Origin of the sequence: Massilia hydrophila, assembly GCF_020208145.1 — a bacterium.
Lineage (GTDB): Bacteria > Pseudomonadota > Gammaproteobacteria > Burkholderiales > Burkholderiaceae_D > Telluria > Telluria hydrophila.
In genome coordinates this window covers 356309-376368 of the sequence record NZ_JAHYBX010000002.1, presented here as the reverse complement: position 1 = coordinate 376368, position 20060 = coordinate 356309, and the positions used below count along the sequence as shown (strand labels likewise).

At 70.5% G+C, this 20060-nt stretch carries 10 protein-coding genes; 5 read left to right on the top strand and 5 right to left on the bottom strand.

Annotation, left to right across the window (positions count from 1 at the left end; genetic code table 11):
* The first annotated feature begins 181 nt into the window (after window positions 1-181).
* Together LE190_RS08785 and LE190_RS08780 are read left to right on the top strand one after the other, a co-directional pair.
* Entirely contained in the window at window positions 182-976 is a 795-nt protein-coding gene (locus LE190_RS08785) for a class I SAM-dependent methyltransferase (RefSeq protein WP_225238356.1), read from the top strand.
* A 110-nt stretch (window positions 977-1086) separates the two neighbouring features.
* Window positions 1087-2658 (top strand): S1C family serine protease, encoded by a 1572-nt coding sequence (locus LE190_RS08780; RefSeq protein WP_225238355.1) that lies wholly within the window; start codon window positions 1087-1089, stop codon window positions 2656-2658.
* A 110-nt stretch (window positions 2659-2768) separates the two neighbouring features.
* Here LE190_RS08780 and LE190_RS08775 read toward each other — a convergent pair whose 3' ends face one another.
* Both LE190_RS08775 and LE190_RS08770 read right to left on the bottom strand, forming a co-directional pair.
* Window positions 2769-4364 (bottom strand): serine hydrolase, encoded by a 1596-nt coding sequence (locus LE190_RS08775; protein ID WP_225238354.1) that lies wholly within the window; start codon window positions 4362-4364, stop codon window positions 2769-2771.
* A gap of 22 nt (window positions 4365-4386) precedes the next feature.
* Entirely contained in the window at window positions 4387-6243 is a 1857-nt protein-coding gene (locus LE190_RS08770; RefSeq protein WP_225238353.1) for a M1 family metallopeptidase, read from the bottom strand.
* A 189-nt stretch (window positions 6244-6432) separates the two neighbouring features.
* On the opposite strand from LE190_RS08770, the gene LE190_RS08765 reads away from it, so the two are divergent.
* Window positions 6433-7017, top strand: coding sequence for a TMEM165/GDT1 family protein (locus tag LE190_RS08765; protein WP_225238352.1), 585 nt, complete (start codon window positions 6433-6435; stop codon window positions 7015-7017).
* Between the two features lies 1 nt (window position 7018).
* Here LE190_RS08765 and LE190_RS08760 read toward each other — a convergent pair whose 3' ends face one another.
* The 3 genes from LE190_RS08760 to LE190_RS08750 form a co-directional block, all read right to left on the bottom strand.
* Window positions 7019-7876: an outer envelope protein gene (locus LE190_RS08760; protein ID WP_225238351.1), complete on the bottom strand. Its 858-nt coding sequence runs from the start codon at window positions 7874-7876 to the stop codon at window positions 7019-7021.
* A gap of 4 nt (window positions 7877-7880) precedes the next feature.
* A complete protein-coding gene (locus tag LE190_RS08755) occupies window positions 7881-15980 on the bottom strand; it encodes a GH36-type glycosyl hydrolase domain-containing protein (protein ID WP_225238350.1) in 8100 nt (2699 codons plus the stop codon).
* Window positions 15981-16184: 204 nt separating this feature from the next.
* Complete coding sequence (locus LE190_RS08750; RefSeq protein WP_225238349.1) at window positions 16185-18188, bottom strand: aminotransferase class V-fold PLP-dependent enzyme; 2004 nt, start codon at window positions 18186-18188, stop codon at window positions 16185-16187.
* Window positions 18189-18335: 147 nt separating this feature from the next.
* Here LE190_RS08750 and LE190_RS08745 point away from each other — a divergent pair, with 147 nt between their 5' ends.
* Both LE190_RS08745 and LE190_RS08740 read left to right on the top strand, forming a co-directional pair.
* Window positions 18336-18821: an Lrp/AsnC family transcriptional regulator gene (locus LE190_RS08745; RefSeq protein WP_224944196.1), complete on the top strand. Its 486-nt coding sequence runs from the start codon at window positions 18336-18338 to the stop codon at window positions 18819-18821.
* A gap of 82 nt (window positions 18822-18903) precedes the next feature.
* Complete coding sequence (locus LE190_RS08740) at window positions 18904-20049, top strand: branched-chain amino acid ABC transporter substrate-binding protein (RefSeq protein ID WP_225238348.1); 1146 nt, start codon at window positions 18904-18906, stop codon at window positions 20047-20049.
* Window positions 20050-20060 lie beyond the last annotated feature (11 nt).

The following is a 20060-nucleotide window of genomic DNA, read 5'->3' as shown; positions in this document are numbered from 1 at the left end:
GCTGTCCGCCACGCCTGTCCGCGAGGGTGTCCGGCCGTCCGCAGCGGACACTTGCCGGACAGCCTGCGGCTAGCATATGCATATACATGGAACACTTGACTGTCCGCCAAGTGTGGCCGATCATCGGCGCGGCGGCGGCGTCCCGTCCGGCCGCGCACAATCACCTGGAGACCTCGAACCGATGAAACGACTGATCCTTGCCGCCGGCCTGGCTGCCGGACTTGCCGCTGGCGCCGCCCAGGCCGACGACGCCCTGAAAGCCGCCATCGCGGGCGAACACCGCAGCGCCGCCAACAAGGCGCGCGACGCGGCGCGCCACCCCTACGAGACCCTCACTTTCTTCGGCATCAAGCCGAACATGACGGTGGTCGAACTGGTGCCGGGCGGCGGCTGGTACACCGAGATCCTGGCGCCCTACCTGCGCCCGAACGGCAAGCTGATCGCCGCCGGCCAGGCCTTCGTGCCGGAAAAGCGCGGCGGCATGGCGCTCAAGGCCAAGTTCGACGCGGCGCCCGCGCTGTACGACAAGGTCGTGCCGGCCGTGTTCGAACCGCCCGCCACCTACCAGATCGCGGCGCCGAACAGCGTCGACATGGTGCTCACCTTCCGCAACCTGCACAACTGGGTCGGCAACGGCGAAGACGCGCTGAAGACCACCTTCAGGGAAATCCACAAGGTGCTGAAACCTGGCGGCGTGCTGGGCATCGTCGACCACCGCCTGCCGGCGTCGATGACGCAGGATGCGAAAGCCTCGAGCGGCTACGTGCATGAAGCGTGGGTGATCAGGACTGTCGAAAGCGCGGGCTTCAAGCTGGCCGGAAAATCCGAGGTCAACGCCAATCCGAAGGACAAGGCCGACCACGAAAAAGGTGTCTGGACCTTGCCGCCGGTGCTGGCCAACAAGGACAAGGACCGCGAGAAGTACATGGCGATCGGCGAGAGCGACCGCATGACCCTGAAGTTCGTCAAGCAATAAGCCTGCGCGGGGAGCGCGGCCTCCCAACGTGAAATTTTGTGCATTTCCTTCGGCGGCCAGCGTGTATATTCTTGCGATTTGCATCATTTCGCACGCCACCGAAGGAACCCATGAAAACCGTACGCCTCGCCGCCGCCGTGGCATTCGCCCTGGCCGGCATCGTCCACGCACAGGACACGACTCCCCCCGCGGGCCCGACGCCTGCCACCCCGCCCTCGGCCGCCGTGGCGACGCCGTCGGCCACCCAGGCGCCGGCCCTGCCGGCCGTCGAGAACTCGGTGGTCAAGATCTTCGCCACCGTGCGCCGTCCCGACCCGTATAAACCCTGGAGCAAGCAGTCGCCCGCCGACGTCACCGGTTCCGGCGTCATCATCGAGGGCAAGCGCATCCTGACCAATGCCCATGTGGTGGGCTACGCCAGCCAGGTCGAGGTGCAGGCGAGCCAGTCGGGCGACAAGGTGTCGGCCAGGGTGATCGCGCTGGCGCGCGGCCTCGACCTGGCGGTGCTGGAACTGGACGACCCGTCCTTCTTCGACAAGCGTCCGCCGCTCGCGCGCGCGGCCGTGCTGCCGGACGTGCGCGAGGCGGTGTTCGCCTACGGCTATCCGGTGGGCGGCAATTCGCTGTCGACCACCCGCGGCATCGTCTCGCGCGTGGAGTTCGTCGGCTACGGCTCGTTCAGCTCCGGCCTGCGGATCCAGATCGATGCGCCGATCAACCCCGGCAACAGCGGCGGCCCGGTGATCGCCGGCGACAAGATGATCGGCCTGGCCTTCTCGATGGCGGCCGGGGCCCAGAACATCGGCTACGTGATCCCGAACGAAGAGATCGAGCTGTTCCTGAAGGACGTGGCCGACGGCCGCTACGACGGCAAGCCGCTGCTGCACGACAGCACCCAGACGCTGGAAAACCCGGCGCTGCGCCAATACCTGAAGATCGACCGCTCGGTGGAAGGCACGCTGGTGCACCGTCCCTACAAGACGGACGCCAGCTGGCCGCTGAAGGAAGGCGACATCATCACCCACATCGGCGAGTACCCGATCGACAACCAGGGCATGGTGAAACTGGGCTCGAACCTGCGCGTGCGCTTCCAGTACCGTATCCAGCAGGTGGCCAGGAACGGCAAGGTCCCGATGAGCATCGTCCGCGGCGGCAAGCCGATGAAGGTCGAGGTGCCCACCAGCGGCCCGCGGCCGCTCCTGATCCCCGACCTGAACGGCGGCTATCCGTCCTATTTCGTGTACGGCCCGGTGGTGTTTACGCGCGCCACCAGCGAATTCCTCACCTTCCTGATGGTGAACCCGGCCGCTACCGCCGCCTACGCCTTCAACAACAGCCCGCTGGTCACGCAGCGCGGCGATTCGCCCGACGCGGCGCGCGAGGAACTGGTGGTGGTCAGCGGTCCCTTCTTCCCGCACAAGCTGGTTACCGGCTACAGCAACCGCTTCGGGTCGGTCGTGGAATCGGTGAACGGCACCAGGGTGCGCAGCCTGGCCCACCTGGTGGCGCTGCTGCGCGACCTGAAGGACGAGTTCGTGGTGTTCAAGTTCGACCAGCGCTACGGCGAGAACCTGATCCTGCCGCGCAAGGCCGCGCTGGAAGCGACCGAGGGCATCCTGTCGGACAACGGCATCCGGACCCAGGGCTCGGACGACATGATGAAGGTGTGGAACGGGAAGTGAGGCGGTGCGACGCCTCTGGGCGTTGTTGAACGCGTAGGGGTAAAACAGTCCATCGGACTGTTTTACCCTGCCCACCCTGCGTCGGGGTGGGCTGCTCGGCCAGCGGTGAATCAGCCCTCCTTGTCCTTCTTCACCGGCACGAACAGCAGGTCCTGGAAGTCATAGCTGAAGTCGGTCTCGGTCGACACCGGCTTCATGCGCATCCGCTCGATGCTGCCGTCGTGGTCCAGCGAGAAGGTCACGTAGGCGTCCGCGTTGAAGTTGCGCTCCTTCCAGCGCACGATGAAGGTGTCGTGCTGGAAGTGCTCCATCTCCCCCGTGAGGTCCGGTGTCTTGGCGAACGACAGCACCAGCCTGTCGCCATTGCGGCGGATCGTTGCCTTGCCGTACCAGGCATCCTGGTACTCCCCTTCATACGCGGCTAGCGCCAGCGAAGGCTTCGACGCCGCCGCGCGCGTGGCCGCTTCGCCTTTCACGCGCGCCGCTTCCCTGGCCTGGTTCTCGCGGTCGATCGCCGCGATGCGGCCGATCCAGTCGGTCGGCGCCCCCCCCAGGTACTGGTCCAGCAGGCGGTACTGCAGGGCGTTGAGCGACGGCCCGCTCTCGGCGTTGGTGAAGATCGCGATGCCCAGCTTCGCTTCCGGCACCAGCATCACGCGGGTATAGAAGCCCTGCAGCGCGCCCCCGTGCATGGCCACCAGCTTGCCCTGGTAGTCGCGCAGCTGGAAGCCCAGGCCATAGGCGAAGAAGTTCGGCTTGGTCGCCGCCAGCGGCGGACGCGGCGTGCTGATCGTCATCGGGGTCTGGGCGGTCCACATCTCGCGCGCCTGCTTGTCCGACCACAGGCGCTTGTCGGGGCCAACCTTGCCATTATCGAGCAGCACCTGCATCCAGCGTGCGATGTCCTCGGCATTGGTGTTGATGCCAACCGCGCCGACGGCGTTCGCCACCGGCATCGGCTTGACCGGCACCGCCTTGCCGTTGATCTTGCTGTGCGGCGCGGAGACATTGGCGAAGTTCTTGTTTTCGTCCAGGCTGGTGGTGGTGCCCGTCATGCCGACCGGCTTGAGGATCCACTCGTGCATGGTCTCGCCCCAACCCTTGCCCGACTTGGCGGCGATGATCTTGCCGGCCACGATGTACAGCAGGTTGTCGTAGGCGTAGCTGCTCCTGAAGCTGGTCGCCGGCTTGATGTAGCGGAGGTTGTGAATGATCTCGTCGGTGGTGAAATTGGTGGTCGGCCACCACATCAGGTCACCGGCACCCAGGCCCAGGCCGCTGCGGTGGGTCAGCAGATCACGGATCGTCATCTCCGCGGTGACGTAGGCGTCGTACATGCGGAAGTCCGGCAGGTGCTTGATCACCGGGTCGTCCCAGGCCAGCTTGCCCTGGTCGACCAGCATGGCCAGCGCGGCGGCCGTAAACGCCTTGGAGTTCGAGGCGATCTCGAAGATGGTCTTGCCGTCGACCGGCGCCGGCTCGCCGCGCTTGCGCACGCCGAAGCCTTGGGCGGCCAGGACCTTGCCGTCCTTGACCACGGCGATGGCGATGCCCGGCACGTCGAATTCCTTCATGACGCGTTCGACATCAAGCTTCAGGTTGTAGGCCGGGGACTGGACGGCGGTCGCCGGCACGGCGGCGGTCTGCGCCAGGGCAGCGCCGCCAGTGGACATCGCGATCAGGACCGCGGCTGCGATTCGGTTCATGGAAAGCACGGGGTTCATCCTCTTACTGTTTGTTCATCTGCTTGTCGACGCTGCCCTGCGTCTCCGGGTGGTAGCGCTCGCGCGCAGCCTTGTAGACGCGCTCGGCCCAGGCACGGTCCTCGCTATTGGCGCGCAGCGCGCCGTACAGCGGCACCACGAACTTCTGGCGGCCGACACTCATCAGGAACGCTTCCAGGTTCGGGCGGATCGCACGGTAGCCTGCGTGCACCGCGGCGCGGTAGAAGCGGAAGGCCACTTCATTGTTGCCGGTCCTGGCCAGGCCGTAGGCCTTGTCCAGTTCTTCCAGTTTGGCCGCATTCGCCTTGTTGTCGATATCGTTCAGGAACTTCATCCACTCGGCCGCATTCCAGTTCTTGGCTGGCAGCTGGGCGGTCGTGATCTCGCCCTTGAGCCAGCGCGCGGTGGTGTCGTTCAGCTTGGCCAGGCGGGTCGAGACGACCTTCTTGGCGCTGGCCGGGATGCCCGGGCCGTACAGCCACTCGTCCAGTTCCGCATCGCTCATGATCTTCGGATTCTTGGCCAGCAGCTTGGCGCGCAGGTATTGCACGAACTGGTCGGTGGTCACGCTCTGGAAGGCGTGCTGGTCGAACCAGCCGCGCAGGAACGGGTCGAAGGCGGCGCGGCCGGCGCGCTGCTCGAGGGTGCGCAGGAACCAGGCACCCTTCGGATAGGCCAGGCCTTCATCCGTGTAGTGCTGGGAGCTGGTGTCCGGGTCGCGCGTGACCAGGGCCTGCTTGGCCTTCGGGATATCCTTGAGCGAGTCGAGCGCTTCTTCCTGCTCCAGCTGCAGGTTCATGTTGGCGACTTCCTCGCCATACAGCTTCTCGAGGATGCGGGTGGTGACGTAGGTGGTAAAACCTTCGTTGAGCCACCAGTGCTTCCAGGAGGCGTTGGTCACCAGGTTGCCCGACCAGCTGTGCGCCAGCTCGTGCGAGACCAGGTCGACCAGGCTGCGGTCGCCCGCGATCATGGTCGGGGTCAGGAAGGTCAGGCGCGGGTTCTCCATGCCGCCGATCGGGAAGGACGGTGGCAACACCAGCATGTCGTAGCGGCCCCAGCGATACGGGCCATACAGCGACTCGGCCGCGGCCACCATCTTCTCGGTGTCGGCCAGTTCGTATTCGGCGGCCTTGATGCGCTGCGGCTCGGCATACACGCCGGTGCGCCCGCCCAGGGTGCGCGCCTCCAGCTCGCCGATGCCGATCGCCACCAGGTAGGACGGCACCGGCTGCGGCATCTTGAAGGTCCAGCCGCCCTTGCCCGTGGCCTTGGGATCGTTGTCGGCGCTCATCACCACGCGCATGCCTTCCGGGGCCTGGATGCGCGCGGTGTAGGTGAAGCGCACCGCCGGCGTATCCTGCACCGGCATGAAGGAACGCGCCGCGATCGGCTGCGACTGGCTGAACATGAAGGGATACTTACCCGACATGGTCTGCTTCGGCGTAAGCCACTGCAGGGCCGGGGCGGTCGGCGCGGTCTGGTAGTGGATGCGCACCTTCGCCGGTTGGCCGGGCAGCGCGATGTGCAGCGCCTGGCCCTTCTCGGCATCGAGCTTGTCGAGGGTGTACTTCACCGGCTGCCAGGCGCCTTTCGCATCCTGCGCCTCGATCTTCGAGATCCGCAGCTCGCGGGTATCGAGGTCGAGCGTGGCGGCCTGCTTGTCGATCCAGTTCAGGGTCAAGTCGGCGTAGCCGGCCAGGGTCTTGCGCGTGAAGTCGGCCTTCAGGTCCAGGTGCAGGGCCGTGGTCTTGACCTGGTCGTATCTGGCGTAGCTGAGGGGGTCGAGTGCGAACGCGTAGGCGCTCCACTGGCAGATAAAGGCGCAGGCCGTGGCGCGCAGCAGGGTGCTTGTCTTCATGGTCTCTCGTGGAAGGTTCGAGCCCGTCGATCAGCCCGGCTGGACTGTGGGCGCAGGCAGGATAGCACTTTCGATCGTGGCGGAGAAGTGGATGCGGCGCACCGCCGGACAGGCGCGCGCTGCCGCGAGCGCCACCTCTGCTAAGATCGGGCCCCTTACCTGAGCTTCGTATCGGCCAGCCTGCGCTTCATGGATGCATTCCTCGTCTCGACCGGCATCGTGGGACTTGCCGAGATCGGCGACAAGACCCAGCTGCTGGCCCTCCTGCTCGCCACCCGCCTGCGCCGCCCGCTGCCGATCGTGCTCGGCATCCTGGTGGCGACGCTGCTCAACCACGCGTTTTCCGCCGCTGCCGGCGTCCTGGTGGGCGAGTTGCTCGGTCCCGTGGCGGTGCGCTGGCTGTTGGGCCTGTCCTTCCTCGGCATCGCCATCTGGACCGTGCTCCAGAATCTTCCCCATGCCGGCGAACGCGAGGAGCCGCCGCTGGGGCGCCATGGCGTGTTCCTGGCCACCGCGCTCGCCTTCTTCATCGCCGAGATGGGCGACAAGACCCAGGTCGCGACCGTCGCGCTGGCGGCGCGCTACGAGCCGATGGCGGCGGTGGTGGCCGGCACCACGTTCGGCATGATGCTGGCCAACGTGCCCCTCGTGTTTGCCGGCGGGCGCATCGCCGGACGCGCGGCACTGGCCATCGCGCACGGCATCGCGGCCCTCGTGTTTGCCGCAGCAGGCATCGCGACCCTGCTCGGCGCGGGCGGACTGGCGGGCGCCTGAACTAGAAGTGGAAATCCGCGCGCAGCATCGGCGTGCTGGCGCGCTGCCCCGCCCCGCCGGTGGTCCGGCGCGTGTTGCCGAACTTGTTGTTCCAGAACTGGTAGCCAATCCCGACCCGGATCTTCTTCGGCGCCTGGCCGAAGCGCGGGCCGATGTCGACCATCAGCGCCATGTCGAGGTTGGTCTCGGCCCCGGTCGGGTTGCCGGTTTCGTCCAGCCCCTTCGCGGCGATGAAGTTCAGGTAGCCCTCGAAGGACCAGCCCTCGCTCACCGGAATGCCCCAGCTGGCGCCGAACATCGGGTGGGTGTCGTAGGTATAGCGCCCGCGCACGTTCGAGATCGGCGGGAAGGCGCCGCTCGGTGCATTCGATTCGCGCAGCCACAGGATGCTGGTGTTGAGGAAACCCGGCACGTCCCACATCAGGGTCGGCCCAAGCACCAGCATGCGCTTGCGCGAGTTGTAGCCGACATCGTCCTTGTGATTGAGGTCGAAGCCGGCCGTCAGGCCCAGTCCCTTGACCTTGCCGAAGCGGATCTCGGAACCGCGCAGCGCACCGATGTCGAGCGTATGGCGGTACAGCAGGTAGGCTTCGCGCGCACCGCTGCTGCTCCCCAGCGAGCGCGGGTCGCGGCTGTCGGACTTGAGCAGATCCAGGTTCAGGTAGTTGCTGCCGTATTTGTAGCCACTGGCGTGGGTAAAGGCGACGATGTGCTTGTTGATGTGCTCCGCATTGAAAGGTTCGGCGAAGCGGGTGCCGTAGCGGTAGCTGATGGCGTTGTCGCTCCAGTCCACCGCTGCGGCGGGGGTGCTGCAGCACAGCAGGGCGGCGCAGGCGGCCGCGATCGATTTCGTGCTCATGAGCTCATGTCCTTGTTCCTTGCTCGTTGTTTCCGTGAGCGGCACGCGCATCGCCCGGCCGCCGTTCCACAGTCAGTTCCACCTGGTGCTCGCGGCCGTCATCGGCCAGTTCGATCCCCAGTTCCGGCTGCGGCACGCCATCGAGCACCAGCACTTCACCCACCGTGGCGCGCCGCACCACGACATGATAATCGCTGCGGCCATGGCGATAGCGGAAACGCAGCGCGTCCCAGTCCTCGGGCAGCAGCGGCGCCAGCGCCAGCCGGCCCACGCCGGGGCGCAGTCCCAACAGGCCTTCGTCCAGCAGCACGCAGGCCCAGGCCGCAGCGATGGCGTCTTCACGCGCCATCATGAGGCAAGGCGTGGCCGCGCAGCGCACGCGTGCCAGCTGCCAGGCGCGGGTGCCCGCCCCCCTGCCCGCCAGCGCCAGCCCGAGCCAGGGCGCATGCGGCGCCTGCGCTGCGCCGCTGCCGGCAGTGGCGGTGGCGTCCAGGGCCGCATCCACACGGCCAGGGTCGGCGCCGGCGATGGCGGCCCAGGCCTGGGTGGCGCTCTCCGGCGCGGCGCCGTCCAGCGCATAGGCGGCGCCGTCCCAGCCATGTTCCTCGGCCTGTGCCGCCAGCGCCAGCGCCGCGCCGCGGCAGGTGGTGGCGAAGCCGAAATCGGCGCGCCGATCGGCCACCTCGGCAAAGCGCTGCAGCACCGTGGCCAGCAGGAAGGCCAAGCGCAGGTCTTCCGGCCGCGTATCAAGCTCCGCTACGTCCTCGTGCATGACGGCTCCCCGCAGCGGCAGGCCGCGCGCGCCGAAGCGCAGGCACCCGCGCAGGCCATGCATGCAGACCTGGTACAGGTCGTCGCGCGCCAGCCGCGTGCCGCTGGTCGGCTCCCCACCGGCCGGCTCGCGCAGCACCTCATAGTCGCCGGTCGCGCCCAGGTAGCGCTGCAGGGCCCAGGGCAGCCACAGAAAGTCTTCTGCCGGCGCGCCGGCCGCGCCGAGGTCCGCACGCGCGGCGCGCAGCAGCGTGGCGCGCAGCGTGTCCGGGCTGCCCGGCAGCGCTGCCAGCGCACCCTGCAGCTGGGCAGCCGGCGTGCCGCCCAGGGTCCCTGCCACCGCGGCGTAGCGCCACCAGCCGTTGGCGCACAGGTCGAAGGCCGGCTCGGGAGTGGCCAGGCGCAGGCCGCCCAGCAGCGTGTCCCAGTAGGCGTGCACCTGGCGCAGCGCCAGCGCCGCCCCTTTCGCGCCGCCATGCTGCTGCACGGCGCGGCTGGCCGCCAGGCTGTCCGGGCCCGCCACGCCGAGCAGGAACACCAGCTCGGTGCTGGCTCCCGGCTCCAGCGCGATGCGGGCCTGCAGCGCCGCGCACGGGTCGAGCCCCGCGCCGAGCGTGCCCGCCAGCCCCTTGCGCGCGAGCGCCGCCGGCCGTTCCAGGCTGCGGTGGCGGCCGACGAATTCGCGCCGGTCGGCGGTGTAGGCCGGCTGCGGCGCATCCACGTGGAAGAAGGCGACCCGGTCGCCGAAGCCGGTACCGAAGGCGTGGCGGGCCAGCAGCGCGCCGCTGGCGACATCGATGCTGCTGACCACCTGTGGTCCGGGCGGCGCTTGTCCGTCCTCGAGCCCGTCCAGCCACCATTGCACATAGCCGGTGGCCGACAGGCGGCGCGGCGCATCCGAACGGTTATGCAGGCGCAGTACCGCGTACTTGAGCGGCGCTTCGTGCGCCACGAAGCAGCGCAATTCGGACGCGATGCCGTGCGCCTCGTGCTCGAACAGGGTGTAGCCGAAACCGTGGCGCGTGCGGTAGGGCGCGCCGGACGGCAGCGGCCACGGCGTGGGCGACCACACTGCCCCGCTATCCTCGTCGCGCAGGTAATAGGCTTCGCCCTGCGGCGCGCTCACGGCCTGCGTGCGCTGCCCGTACCAGCTGCGCCCGGGGCCGGTGGCCGGCAGCAGCGCGCCGAACCCGGGATTGGCCAGCGGGTGTTCCCAGGGCGCCGGCAGCGCCACGCCGCTGCGGACCACGGCTTCGCGGCCATCCTGCGAGAACCCCATCGCGCCGTCATCGCCGCGCAGCGTCTCTTCCTGCACCGGCGCGGGCGGGGCCGTCCATGCAGGAGCGTCGGCCGGAGGCGTAAAGGGAGCTGGCAGGACGGGCAGCACCGGGGCCGCGCGGCGCAGCTGGTCGGCCAGGCTGCCGCGTTCCTCCTGCAACAGCACGCCAGCCGCGGCCAGTAGCAGGATGCGGTCTTCCTGCGCCAGTTCGTCCAGCAGGAACAGGTGCGGGCCCGGCGCGCCATCGAGCGCTTCCGGCGCCAGCGCCAGCACCGTGTCGCGGATGGCACGGTTCTCGCACAGCAGCACCAGTTCAGCCGCGAAGCCGCGTGCGCGCCAGTAGGCATGCGCCTGCAGGATCTCGGATGCCAGGCCGCCGTCAAGGCCGGGCTGCAGCACCAGCAGCGGGCGTCCCGGGTCCAGTCCGAGGGCGCGCAGGGCGGCGCGGCCGCCCACGTTGCGCTCCAGTATGCCCGCATCGGCGCGCAGCCCGGGGCGCGGCGCCAGCAGGCAGCCCGCCAGGAGGTTGAAGCGCTGGGCCCGGGCCTGGTCCAGGCCAGCCGCCTGCAGCGCCGCCTGGCCATGGGTCCAGGCAGCCTCGATCGCCGCTTCCACCGCCTGCGGGCCGGCGTGGCGCGCCGCCAGCGCGCGCGCGGCGGCGGGCGTGGCGGCGGCGCCCAGCACCAGGTCGAGCGTGATCTCTTGTCCCGGCGCCAGCGCCAGGCTGCGCCGGATCGCCAGCGCCGCCAGCGCCGGCGCTTCCTCCAGCGGCGGCAGCGCGCCGGCCGGATCGGCGCAGCTGCTGCTGTAGGCCGGCGCGCCGGCCGCGCCGCGCACCCGCATGGCGCAGCACAGCACCGGCGCGCCCGGCCCGAAGGAACACAGGAGCGCTTCCGACGCCCCATCTACCCGCACCCGCGCGTGCGGCGTGGCCGCGGCCAGCACCACGTGGCAGGTAGCCTCGAGCGTGCGCGGCGCGGCGCCCGTATTGCGGATGCGGATGCGCCGCAGCTCGGCATCGTCGTCCGGCGCCACCACCGCGTCGCTGGCGATTTCCAGGCCGCGCTCTTCGCGCACGAAGCTCGCGCGGCCTTCGGCGAACACGGCTTCGTAGCGCTCCGGTTCACCGTACAGCGGCGCCAAGGTGGCCGACCACAGCTCGCCCGAGCCGGTATCGCGCAGCACGCAGGCCAGACCGCCGCGCGCGCCGAGCGGATCCGGCTCCCAGCGTGTCAGGGCCGTCCCCTGCCACAGGCTACGGCCGGCGCCATCGCTGTCCAGTACCAGGTGGTAGCTGCCGTTGGACAGCAGCTGCACCTCGGCCAGGGCGGCGTCCTGCGCTGCGCGGTCGATGCGGCGCCCGTGCGCAGGGCCGGCATGGAGCGCCGCACTCGTGCCCAAGGGAATGACGGTGGCGCCGCTTGCCGGCGGCGCTTCCTGCAGCAGTGGCAGTGCGGCGCGCAGTTCGGCATCGCGCAGGAAGCGGCGCTGCATCGGCGCACCGCGCAGCACCTGCAGCAGGGCCAGCAGGCCCAGGCCCTGGTGGCGCGCCGCGACCACGCGCACCACGTGGCGCCGCTCGCCATGCGGCAGGCGCGCCGGCCCGTAGTCGATCGCATCGAACAGGCCGTAGTTGCCGGACATGCCCTCCTGCGCCATGCGCTCCAGGTTGGCCAGCGCCGGACCTGGCGCCACCGGCAGCGCCAGCAGGACCGCGTAGGGCGCGGCGGCCAGGTCCTGGCTGGCGCCGCGCGCCAGGGCGGCGGCCGGGACGCCGAAGCGGCCATCCTGGTAGCGCAGCTGGGCATCGACCGCATGGCAGGCCGACTCGGCAAAACCCCAGGGCATGGCCAGGCGGGCGCCGTGCGCCACCTGGACGCGCACCGCGGCGCGGCCGGCCTGGTCGAGCAGGGTGTCGCGCCAGGACGGCAGCAGGACCTGGGGCGCCAGGTAGTCCGACAGCGCGCCCTCGTGCGACAGCAGCAGCTGCTCGGCGCCCGCCACGCGCATCGGCCGCCCGAGCGCCCACCAGTGCTGCTGCGCCAGCTGGTCCTGGGCCACCGCCAGGTAGCTGGCCAGGCGCTCTTCCGATGCCAGCAGGTCGCAGCTCGTGCGCGCCAGGCTCTCCTCGCGCACGTCGCAGCCCGTGGCCAGCCGGCCGCTGGCCGGGTCGAGCAGCGCGCCGAAATCCATGGCGCCCAAGCCGCGCGCCTGCGCCGCCAGCCGTTCGCACTCGCCCAGCAGCCTGCCCGCGTGCTGGCGGCCGTCGCGCACCAGGCGCGCCAGCCCATGCTGCGCGCCGGGGGCGGTGTCGAGCCGGGCCAGTTCGCGCAGGGTCGGAATGCGCGTCAGGCTGGCGTCGAGCACGTATTCCTGGGAAGCGCGCATCCAGGGCGCCAGCGCCAGCAGCTCGTCGCACAGCGTGCGGGCTTGCGCCGCCAGGCAGGCGCTCCAGTCGCGCAGCGCCGGGCCGGCGTCCTGTGGCAGGCCGTCTTCCAGGGCACCGGCGGCGGCGCTGGCCTGCTGCAGGCATTCCCACAGGCCCGGCAAGGTATCGGCCGCGCGGCAGCGCTGCGGGTCGAGCGCCGCCCAGGCTGCCGCCACCAGGGTGCCGACCTGCGGCGGCTGGCCTTGCGCCAGCTCGTCCACCACCTGCAGCACGGCGCGCAGGCCGTCCAGGTCCTGCGCGCCGGCGATCGGGCAATCGGGCAGTTCGTCCAGGCCGCCCGCCAGCAGGCGCATGCCGAGCGCCATCCAGCCGCTGTCGCGGGTCAGGACGCGGGCCGGCTCGAGCGGCGCCAGCGTGGCATTGTCGTAGGCTGCCAGGAAGTGGCCGTTCCAGCGCTCCAGCAGCGCCAGCGATGCCAGCGACGCGTCCAGGCGGCGCAGCAGCGCGCCCGGGGGCAAGAACCCGAAGTCGCGCGCGGCCAGCGCCGACAGCAGGTAGATGGCGATGCCGGCCGGCGTGCTGCGCGCGTCGGCCAGTGCTTGCGGGTGCTCCTGCACGCCTTCCGGCGGCAGCCAGTTGTTGGCCGGGCCCGCATGGTCTTCGAAGAAGCGCCAGCTGCGCCGCGCCAGGCGCTCCAGCGCGGCGCGGCGCGAGGGCGGCAGGCGCGGCAGCCGCGGCGGCCACGAGCGCAGCGGCAGCCCGGTCCACCAGGCCAGCAGCGGCGACAGGAACCACACCAGCAGCACCGGCGCGGCACTGAACAGCGAATACGGGTTGGCAAAGGTGAGCAGCAGCGCGATGGCCACCGCCAGCACCGGCGCAAACCACATCGCCAGCCAGTTGTTGCGCACCACGGCGGCCGGACGCGCCAGCGCCGGCAGGCGCCACTCGAGCTGGCCGCGGCGCGACACGTAGCGGCGCCACAGCGCGCGCACCAGCGCGTCGAGCTGGCACCAGGCCGCGTGGGGCAGGAAGGCGGTGGCCAGGGCGGCCCGCACCAGGGCCACGCGCGCGCCGCGCACCCAGCTGTCGAGATGCTGGCGCCAGGGCGCGTCGTGCGGACGGTCGGCCAGCGCCAGCAGGCTGCCCAGCAGGGCCGGCAGGAACAGGAGCGCCAGCAGCACGGCGGTCCAGAACGCGGGCGCCGCCAGCGTGCTCCAGCACAGCACCAGCAGCGCCACCAGCGCCGGCGCCGCCAGGCTGTCGCGCAAGCTGTCGAACAGCTGCCAGCGCGCCGCGGCCGTCATCGGATTGGGCACGCGCGGGCCCGGAGCGCGCGCGGCATCGGCGGCGGGCAGCCGGCGCCTTACCCAGCCCGCCACCTGCCAGGCCGCGCGCACCGCACGGTGCCGGCGCACCGCGTGCTCGCCATGGCTGGCGGGCGCCGCTTCTTCCAGCCGCACGCCGCAGTCGCGCGCCGCGTGCAGGCAACCTTCATCGACCAGCCCGGGCGCCGGCAGCGCCTCGTGCGTCAAATGCGCGCGCGCCACCTGGTCAGCGGCGTCGACATCGTAGATCGCGGCCCAGCCCAGCATGGCGCGCTCCTCGCCGTCGGCGCCCGGCAGGCGCGCGGCCCAGCTGCCGCGTGCCTCGCTCCACAGGCGTTGATAGCGGCTCGCCTGCTGGCCAGGCAGCGCGATGCCGGTGTCCGGACGCAGCAAGGCATGCCCTTCGGCCACCTGGCGCCCGCTTGCGTCCAGCACCGGCTGGTTGAGCGGATGCGCCATGGCGCCCGCCAGGCGCCGCGCAGTGTCGCGCGGCAGATCGGTGGCGGCATCGAGCGCGATCACGTAGCGCATCTCGGCCAGCCCGGCGGTGCTGCCGGCGGTCGTCGCGAAACCTTCACGCGCGGCGCCGGCCAGGAAGGCGTTCAAATCAGCCAGCTGGCCGCGCCGCCGGCCACGCCCGATCCAGGCCCGCTCGCCCTCGCTCCACGCGCGTGGACGCTGCAGCAACAGGAAGGGCTCGACCCGGCGCCATTCGGTGGCGGGATGGCCGTCCTCGTCGATGGTCGTGAAGTCGTGCTTGCGCGCATAACGCTGGTTAAGGGCATCGATGGCGGCCACCGCATGCGCGACCAGGGCGGCATCTTGCGGCATGGTTTCGGACGGGGCATCGTGCAGGTCTGCCAGCAGGCAGAATCGCAGCCCGGGATCGCGGTTGGCGAGATAGCGCACCTCGAGGTCGCGGCACAGGGCGTCGACCTGGTCGGCGTTCGCCAGGCGCGCGGACACCGCCACCAGGGTCTGGGCATCGGCCGGGATGCCGGCGCTGAAATCCATGCGCGGCATGGGCAGCGGCGGCGCCAGCCAGGCCGCCATCATGTCGGCCAGGGCGCGCGCCAGCCCGCTCGTCCCAGGCAGCGCCAGCAGGGCGACCGCCACCTGCAGCAGCAGGCCTGCCCCTTCGCGGCGCGCGCACAGGACAACGCTGGCCGCGAACAGCAGGGTCAGTAGCGCCATGGCGCCTGCCTCGAGCGCCAGCGGCACCGTACCCGGTTGCGCACGCAAGGCACGCCGCAGGCGCGCCACCGGGCCGGGCGCGGGTTGCAGCCGCGCCTCCAGCGTCGCCAGGCCGGGCCCGGCGAGGTAGTAGCCGATATGGCGGCGGCGCGTGTCGAGTCCCCCCTCGCCGGGGACGCGGTGCACGCCGGCCAGCGCCAGCGCTTCCTGCGCCACGGTCTCTTCGCTGCGGCCGCTGCTGCGCGCCAGCGTCTCGACGGCCAGGCGGTAGCGGTCGCGCGTGGGGCCATCCATGCGCGGATAGCTGCCGTCCGGATCGGCGCGCAGCAACGCGTCGATGGCGCCAGCCTGTTCCGCCAGTGCGCGCCAGTCGAGGGTACCGAGCAGGCGCAGGCTGGCCAACAGGTTATCCGCCAGCGCGCCGTCGGCCGCCAGCGTGTCGCGCTCGCGCTGCACCTGCTGGCCGACGCTGGAACCCTCGTCGAGCAGGCGCGCGTCGATCCAGGCCAGCGCCTGCGCCACCGCCCCGCCCTGCCCCTGCAGGCGGCGCGCCAGTTCGGCCACGAAGCTGCTGCCCAGCGGCGTGACCTGGCGCGCCATGTCTGCCACCAGCAGCACGAGGTCGCCCGAGCGGTAGGTCGCGGTGTCGAGCATGCGGTCGGCCCAGCCGGCGGCCAGGCGCCGCTCGGCGCAGCTGGCGGACGCACGCTCGGCGACCTCGCGCAGCGTATCAAACAGGGCAAGGCGCAGCGCGGCGGGGAACAGGCGTAGTTCGGCCAGGCACAGGGCGGCGCCAGCGGGTGGCGCGGCGAGGAAGTGCGCGAGGCTTGAACGTTCAATGCGGCCGTCCTCCCGGGCGGCCAGGCTGCGGGCCAGCACGAGGATGCGCGCGCCGCCGGCGTCTGCCAGCGGCAGGCGGCCACGGTCGTGCAGCAGTTGGCCGCGCGCCTGGCGCAGCTGGGCGTCGATCAGCGCCGTGCCGTCCAGGATGGCGCCGGCGGCGGGCGGCAGCACGGCGCCGTCCTGGCGTGCGCGCTCGAGCGCGTCACAGGCGCGCTCGAGTGCCGCACGCAGGCCGGGAATGCCGGCAGCCAGGCTGGCGGCGGGGACATCGTCGGCCTTCGGATTCTTCTCTCGCGTCAAAACCAAACCTCGCAGACAGCTCGCAGGAGCACCGATACAAAGGCGCGCGCTGTCGACTGCTGGCGCGGCAGGCGCCGGGGGGCGGGTCGAGGGGAAGGGAAACGCAGGGCGCGCACGGCCTTCGCCATGCTAGGAGAAGCCGGCGGCGGGGACTGTGCGCTGGCGTACAGTAGCGCAGCCTCCGTTCAGGGGCTGCGCGCCACCTCAGCCGGCCAGCGCCAGCCCGCCCGCCACGTGCCAGGCCTGGCCATGGCCGAGGCGGCGCAGCAGGCGCGCGGCGCGCGCGCTGCGGTTGCCGCTGCGGCACACGAACACCAGGGGACGCGCCTCCGCGCGCAGCCAGCCGGCGGCATGCCCGGCCAGCTGTGACAGCGGCACGTGCCGGGCGTCGTGGCCATGCAGACGCGCCGCCCCCGCCGCGTGTTCGGGCAGTTCGCGCACGTCGACCAGCAGCGCGTCCGGATGGGCCGCGAGGTAGGCCGCGGCAGCGCCGGCATCGAGGTCGATGTCGCCGTCGGGCCAGGACGCGGTGCCGGGCCGCGACACGGCCGGCTCGCCGATGCGGTGGCAGCACAGGGCGCCCGGGTAGCCGGCATCGGCGGGCAAGGCGCCGAACACGAAACGCACGTCCGCGCTGGCCAGCATGCCGTTGCGGGCACGGCCCAGCAGGTAGGCGTCGCCGTCCCTGGCCAGGATGTCCGCGCCCAGCGCGAGCGCGTCCACGATCGCGCCACTGGCCAGGCGCACCGGCTGCAGCAGCGGCGTTCCCGCTGGCCAGCCGGGTGCGAGGCCGAGCAGTTCGCCCAGCGTATCGGCGCCGCCGGCGCCGTGGCTGGTGTCGAAGCAGGCCAGCAGGCGGCAGCCGCGGGCGCGCAGGTCGGAGGCGATGCGCGCCGCCAGCGCGGCCGGCGGGTCGATCGCGACGCAGTCGCGGCCCGCCTCGTCGAACAGCAGCCAGCCGCTGGCGCCGCAGGATTCGACCTGTTGCAGGTGCGCTGCGGCCTGGCCTGCCGTCTGCGCCGGGGTTTGCGTCAGCCTCAGCGCGCGGCCGCAGTGCGCGATGCGCTCGCAGGCGGCATCGATGAAGGCATCGTCGGCCAGCGGCCCGAACGACAGGCGGACCGCGGACGCGCTGCGTTCGGGCGGCACACCCATCGCATCCAGTACATAGCTCGGCGCCGCCTTGGCCGCCGAACAGGCCGAGCCGGCGCTGACGCGCACGCCGGCGGCGTCGAACAGGTCGAGCAGTTCCTTGCTGCCCAGGCCAGGCACCGAGAAATTCAGCGTGGTCGGCAGCGCCTGCGCCAGCGGCGCATTGAATACCAGCGCCGGAAACGCGGCCTGCAGGCTGGCGGCGAGCCGGTCGCGGCCGGCCTGCAGCTGGGCCGGCGTGCGGAAGGTACCGCCTTCTTCCAGCGCCTGCAATACGGCGTCGAGGGCGGCGATGCCGGCCATGTTCTCGGTGCCGGAGCGCTGTCCCGCTTCCTGGCCGCCGCCGCACAGCAGCGGTGTGTAGGGCGCGCCTTCGCGCACGTACAGCATGCCGATACCCTTCGGCGCATACAGCTTGTGGCCGGAGAACGGTGCATAGTCGATACGGGTCGCGTCCAGCGCCAGCGGCAGCTTGCCCAGGGCCTGCACGCAGTCGACCATCCACAGGGCCGGGCTATGCGCCTCGGCCAGTACGCGGGCGATACCGTCCAGGTCGGACACCACGCCGGTCTCGTTGTTGGCGGCCATGGTGCAGACAAAGGCGGCGCGCGGCGCCAGTTCGCGCAGCAGGTCCAGGCGGTGGCGGCCATCGGCGCCGACCGGTAGCACGCGCAGTTCGAGGCCGGTGCCGAGCAGGCGGTTCCAGTGCGCCAGGCTTTCCGGCACCGCCTTGTGCTCGGTGGCGCCGTATACCAGCAGGTCGCCGCAGGCTTCGCCGCGCTGGCGACGCTCGCGCACCGCGCACAGGGCCGACAGCACGGCGGTCTGGATGCCCTCGGTGGCGCCGCTGTTGAACAGTACCCGTCCACTGGCCGCACCCAGCACGCGGCGCGCCCGCGCCCGCGCCCCGTCCAGCAGCGCGCGGGCGCGCAGGCCGCAGGCGTGGCTGCTGCTCGGATTGCCGAAGCAATCCTGCATGGCCGCCATGGCGGCCGCGGCGGCGGCGGGCAGGACAGGCGAGGTGGCGTTGGCGTCGAGGTAGAGTTCAGTGCTCATGAGAATTACAAAAAGGTAATTTGTTGCTGCGGATCGTGTTATTGTTCGTGAATATGTTACGGAGTCGCACCGACAAAGATATCCTCATTTATGCGCTTTGTTGCGTCGAATTGGCATATACATTCTCGATATATCGATATAGGGAAAATGAACTCACTCGACAAGTTTGATTGCGCCATCCTTGCCGCATTGCAGGCAGATGCCACCCTCTCCATTTCCGGCCTCAGCGAAAAGGTCGGCCTGTCCAGTACCCCATGCTGGAAACGCGTCAAGCGCCTCGAGGAAGAGGGGTATATCGAAAGCCGGGTCAGCATTGTCAACCGCGACAAGGTCGGGCTGCCGGTCACGGTATTCGTCAGCGTGCGCACCAGCGAGCACGATGAAAAATGGCTGGCGCGTTTCGCCGCCGCCGTAGTGGCGCTGCCGGAGGTGCTCGAGTTCCACCGGATGAGCGGCGACGTCGACTACCTGCTGAAGGTGGTCACCACCGACATCGCGGGCTACGACCGCTTCTACAAGAAGCTGATCAAGGCGGCGCGCCTGACCGGGGTCTCGTCGGCCTTCTCGATGGAGCAGATCAAGTGCACCACCGCGCTGCCGCTGGAGCTGATTTCGCACGGCGTGCCCGCTTGAAGAAGCGAACGCGGTCGGCTTAACCACGGCCGGGTTTCATGCGATGATGGCATCCGTTCGCATAACACGGAGACCAAAGGGAATGCCATCCACACTGCACAAGGCGCCGCTTGCACAGGCAGCGCTGGCCGCGCTGCTCGCGCTGCATGCCGCCGGCGCCTGCGCCGCCGAACAGGTCGTCAAGATCGGCGTCAGCGGCCCGCTATCGGGCGCGAATGCCTTCGCCGGCAAGGACAACGAGAACGGCGTGCGCCTCGCCGTCGAAGAACTGAACGCCCAGAAGCTCCAGGTCGGCGGCAACACCATCCGCTTCGAGCTGCAGTCCGAGGACGACGCGGGCGACCCGAAACAGGGCGTGACCGTGGCCCAGAAGTTCGCCGACGCCAAGGTGAAGTTCGTGCTCGGCCCCTACAACTCGGGCGTGGCGATCCCCGCATCGCGCGTCTACAACGACAACGGCATCCTGATGTCGACCGTCGGCACCAACCCCAAGATCACGCAGGCCGGCTACCCGACCGTGTTCCGCATCGTCGCCAGCGACACCCAGGTGGGCGGCTCGGTGGCGGCCTATGCGGCCAAGGAGCTGAAGGTGAAGAACATCGGCGTGATCGACGACCGCGGCGCCTTCGGCCAGGGCGTGGCGATGGAATTCAAGCGCCAGGCCCAGGCCAACGGCATCAGGATCGCCGGCCACGAATACACCAACGACAAGGCGACCGACTTCGCCGCCATCCTCACCACGCTCAAGGCCAGGCGCGTGGACGCGGTGTTCTTCGGCGGCTACGCGCCACAGGCCGCGCCGATGGCGCGCCAGATGAAGGCGCTCGGCCTGAACGTGCCGCTGCTGGGTGGCGACACCCTGTGCAGCCCCGAGATGGCCAAGCTCGGCGGCGCCGCGGTCGGCGAGAACGTGCGCTGCGCCCAGGCTGGCGCCATCGTCGCCAAACAACCGGGCGGCCAGGCCTTCATCGACGCCTACAAGGCGCGCTTCAAGCGTGATCCCGACGTGTACGCGCCGTCGTTCTACGACCAGACGAAGTTCATCGCCCAGGCCATGAAGACCGCGAATTCGCTGGACGCGGCCAAGGTCGGCGCGGCCATGCATGCGATCAGCTACCAGGGCGTGGTCGGCACCTATGGCTACGACCCGAAGGGCAACCTGAAGAAAACCACCGTCACCGTCTATACCTTCAAGAACGGGGCGCTCACGCCGCTGGCCAGCTACTGATTCCGGAGACC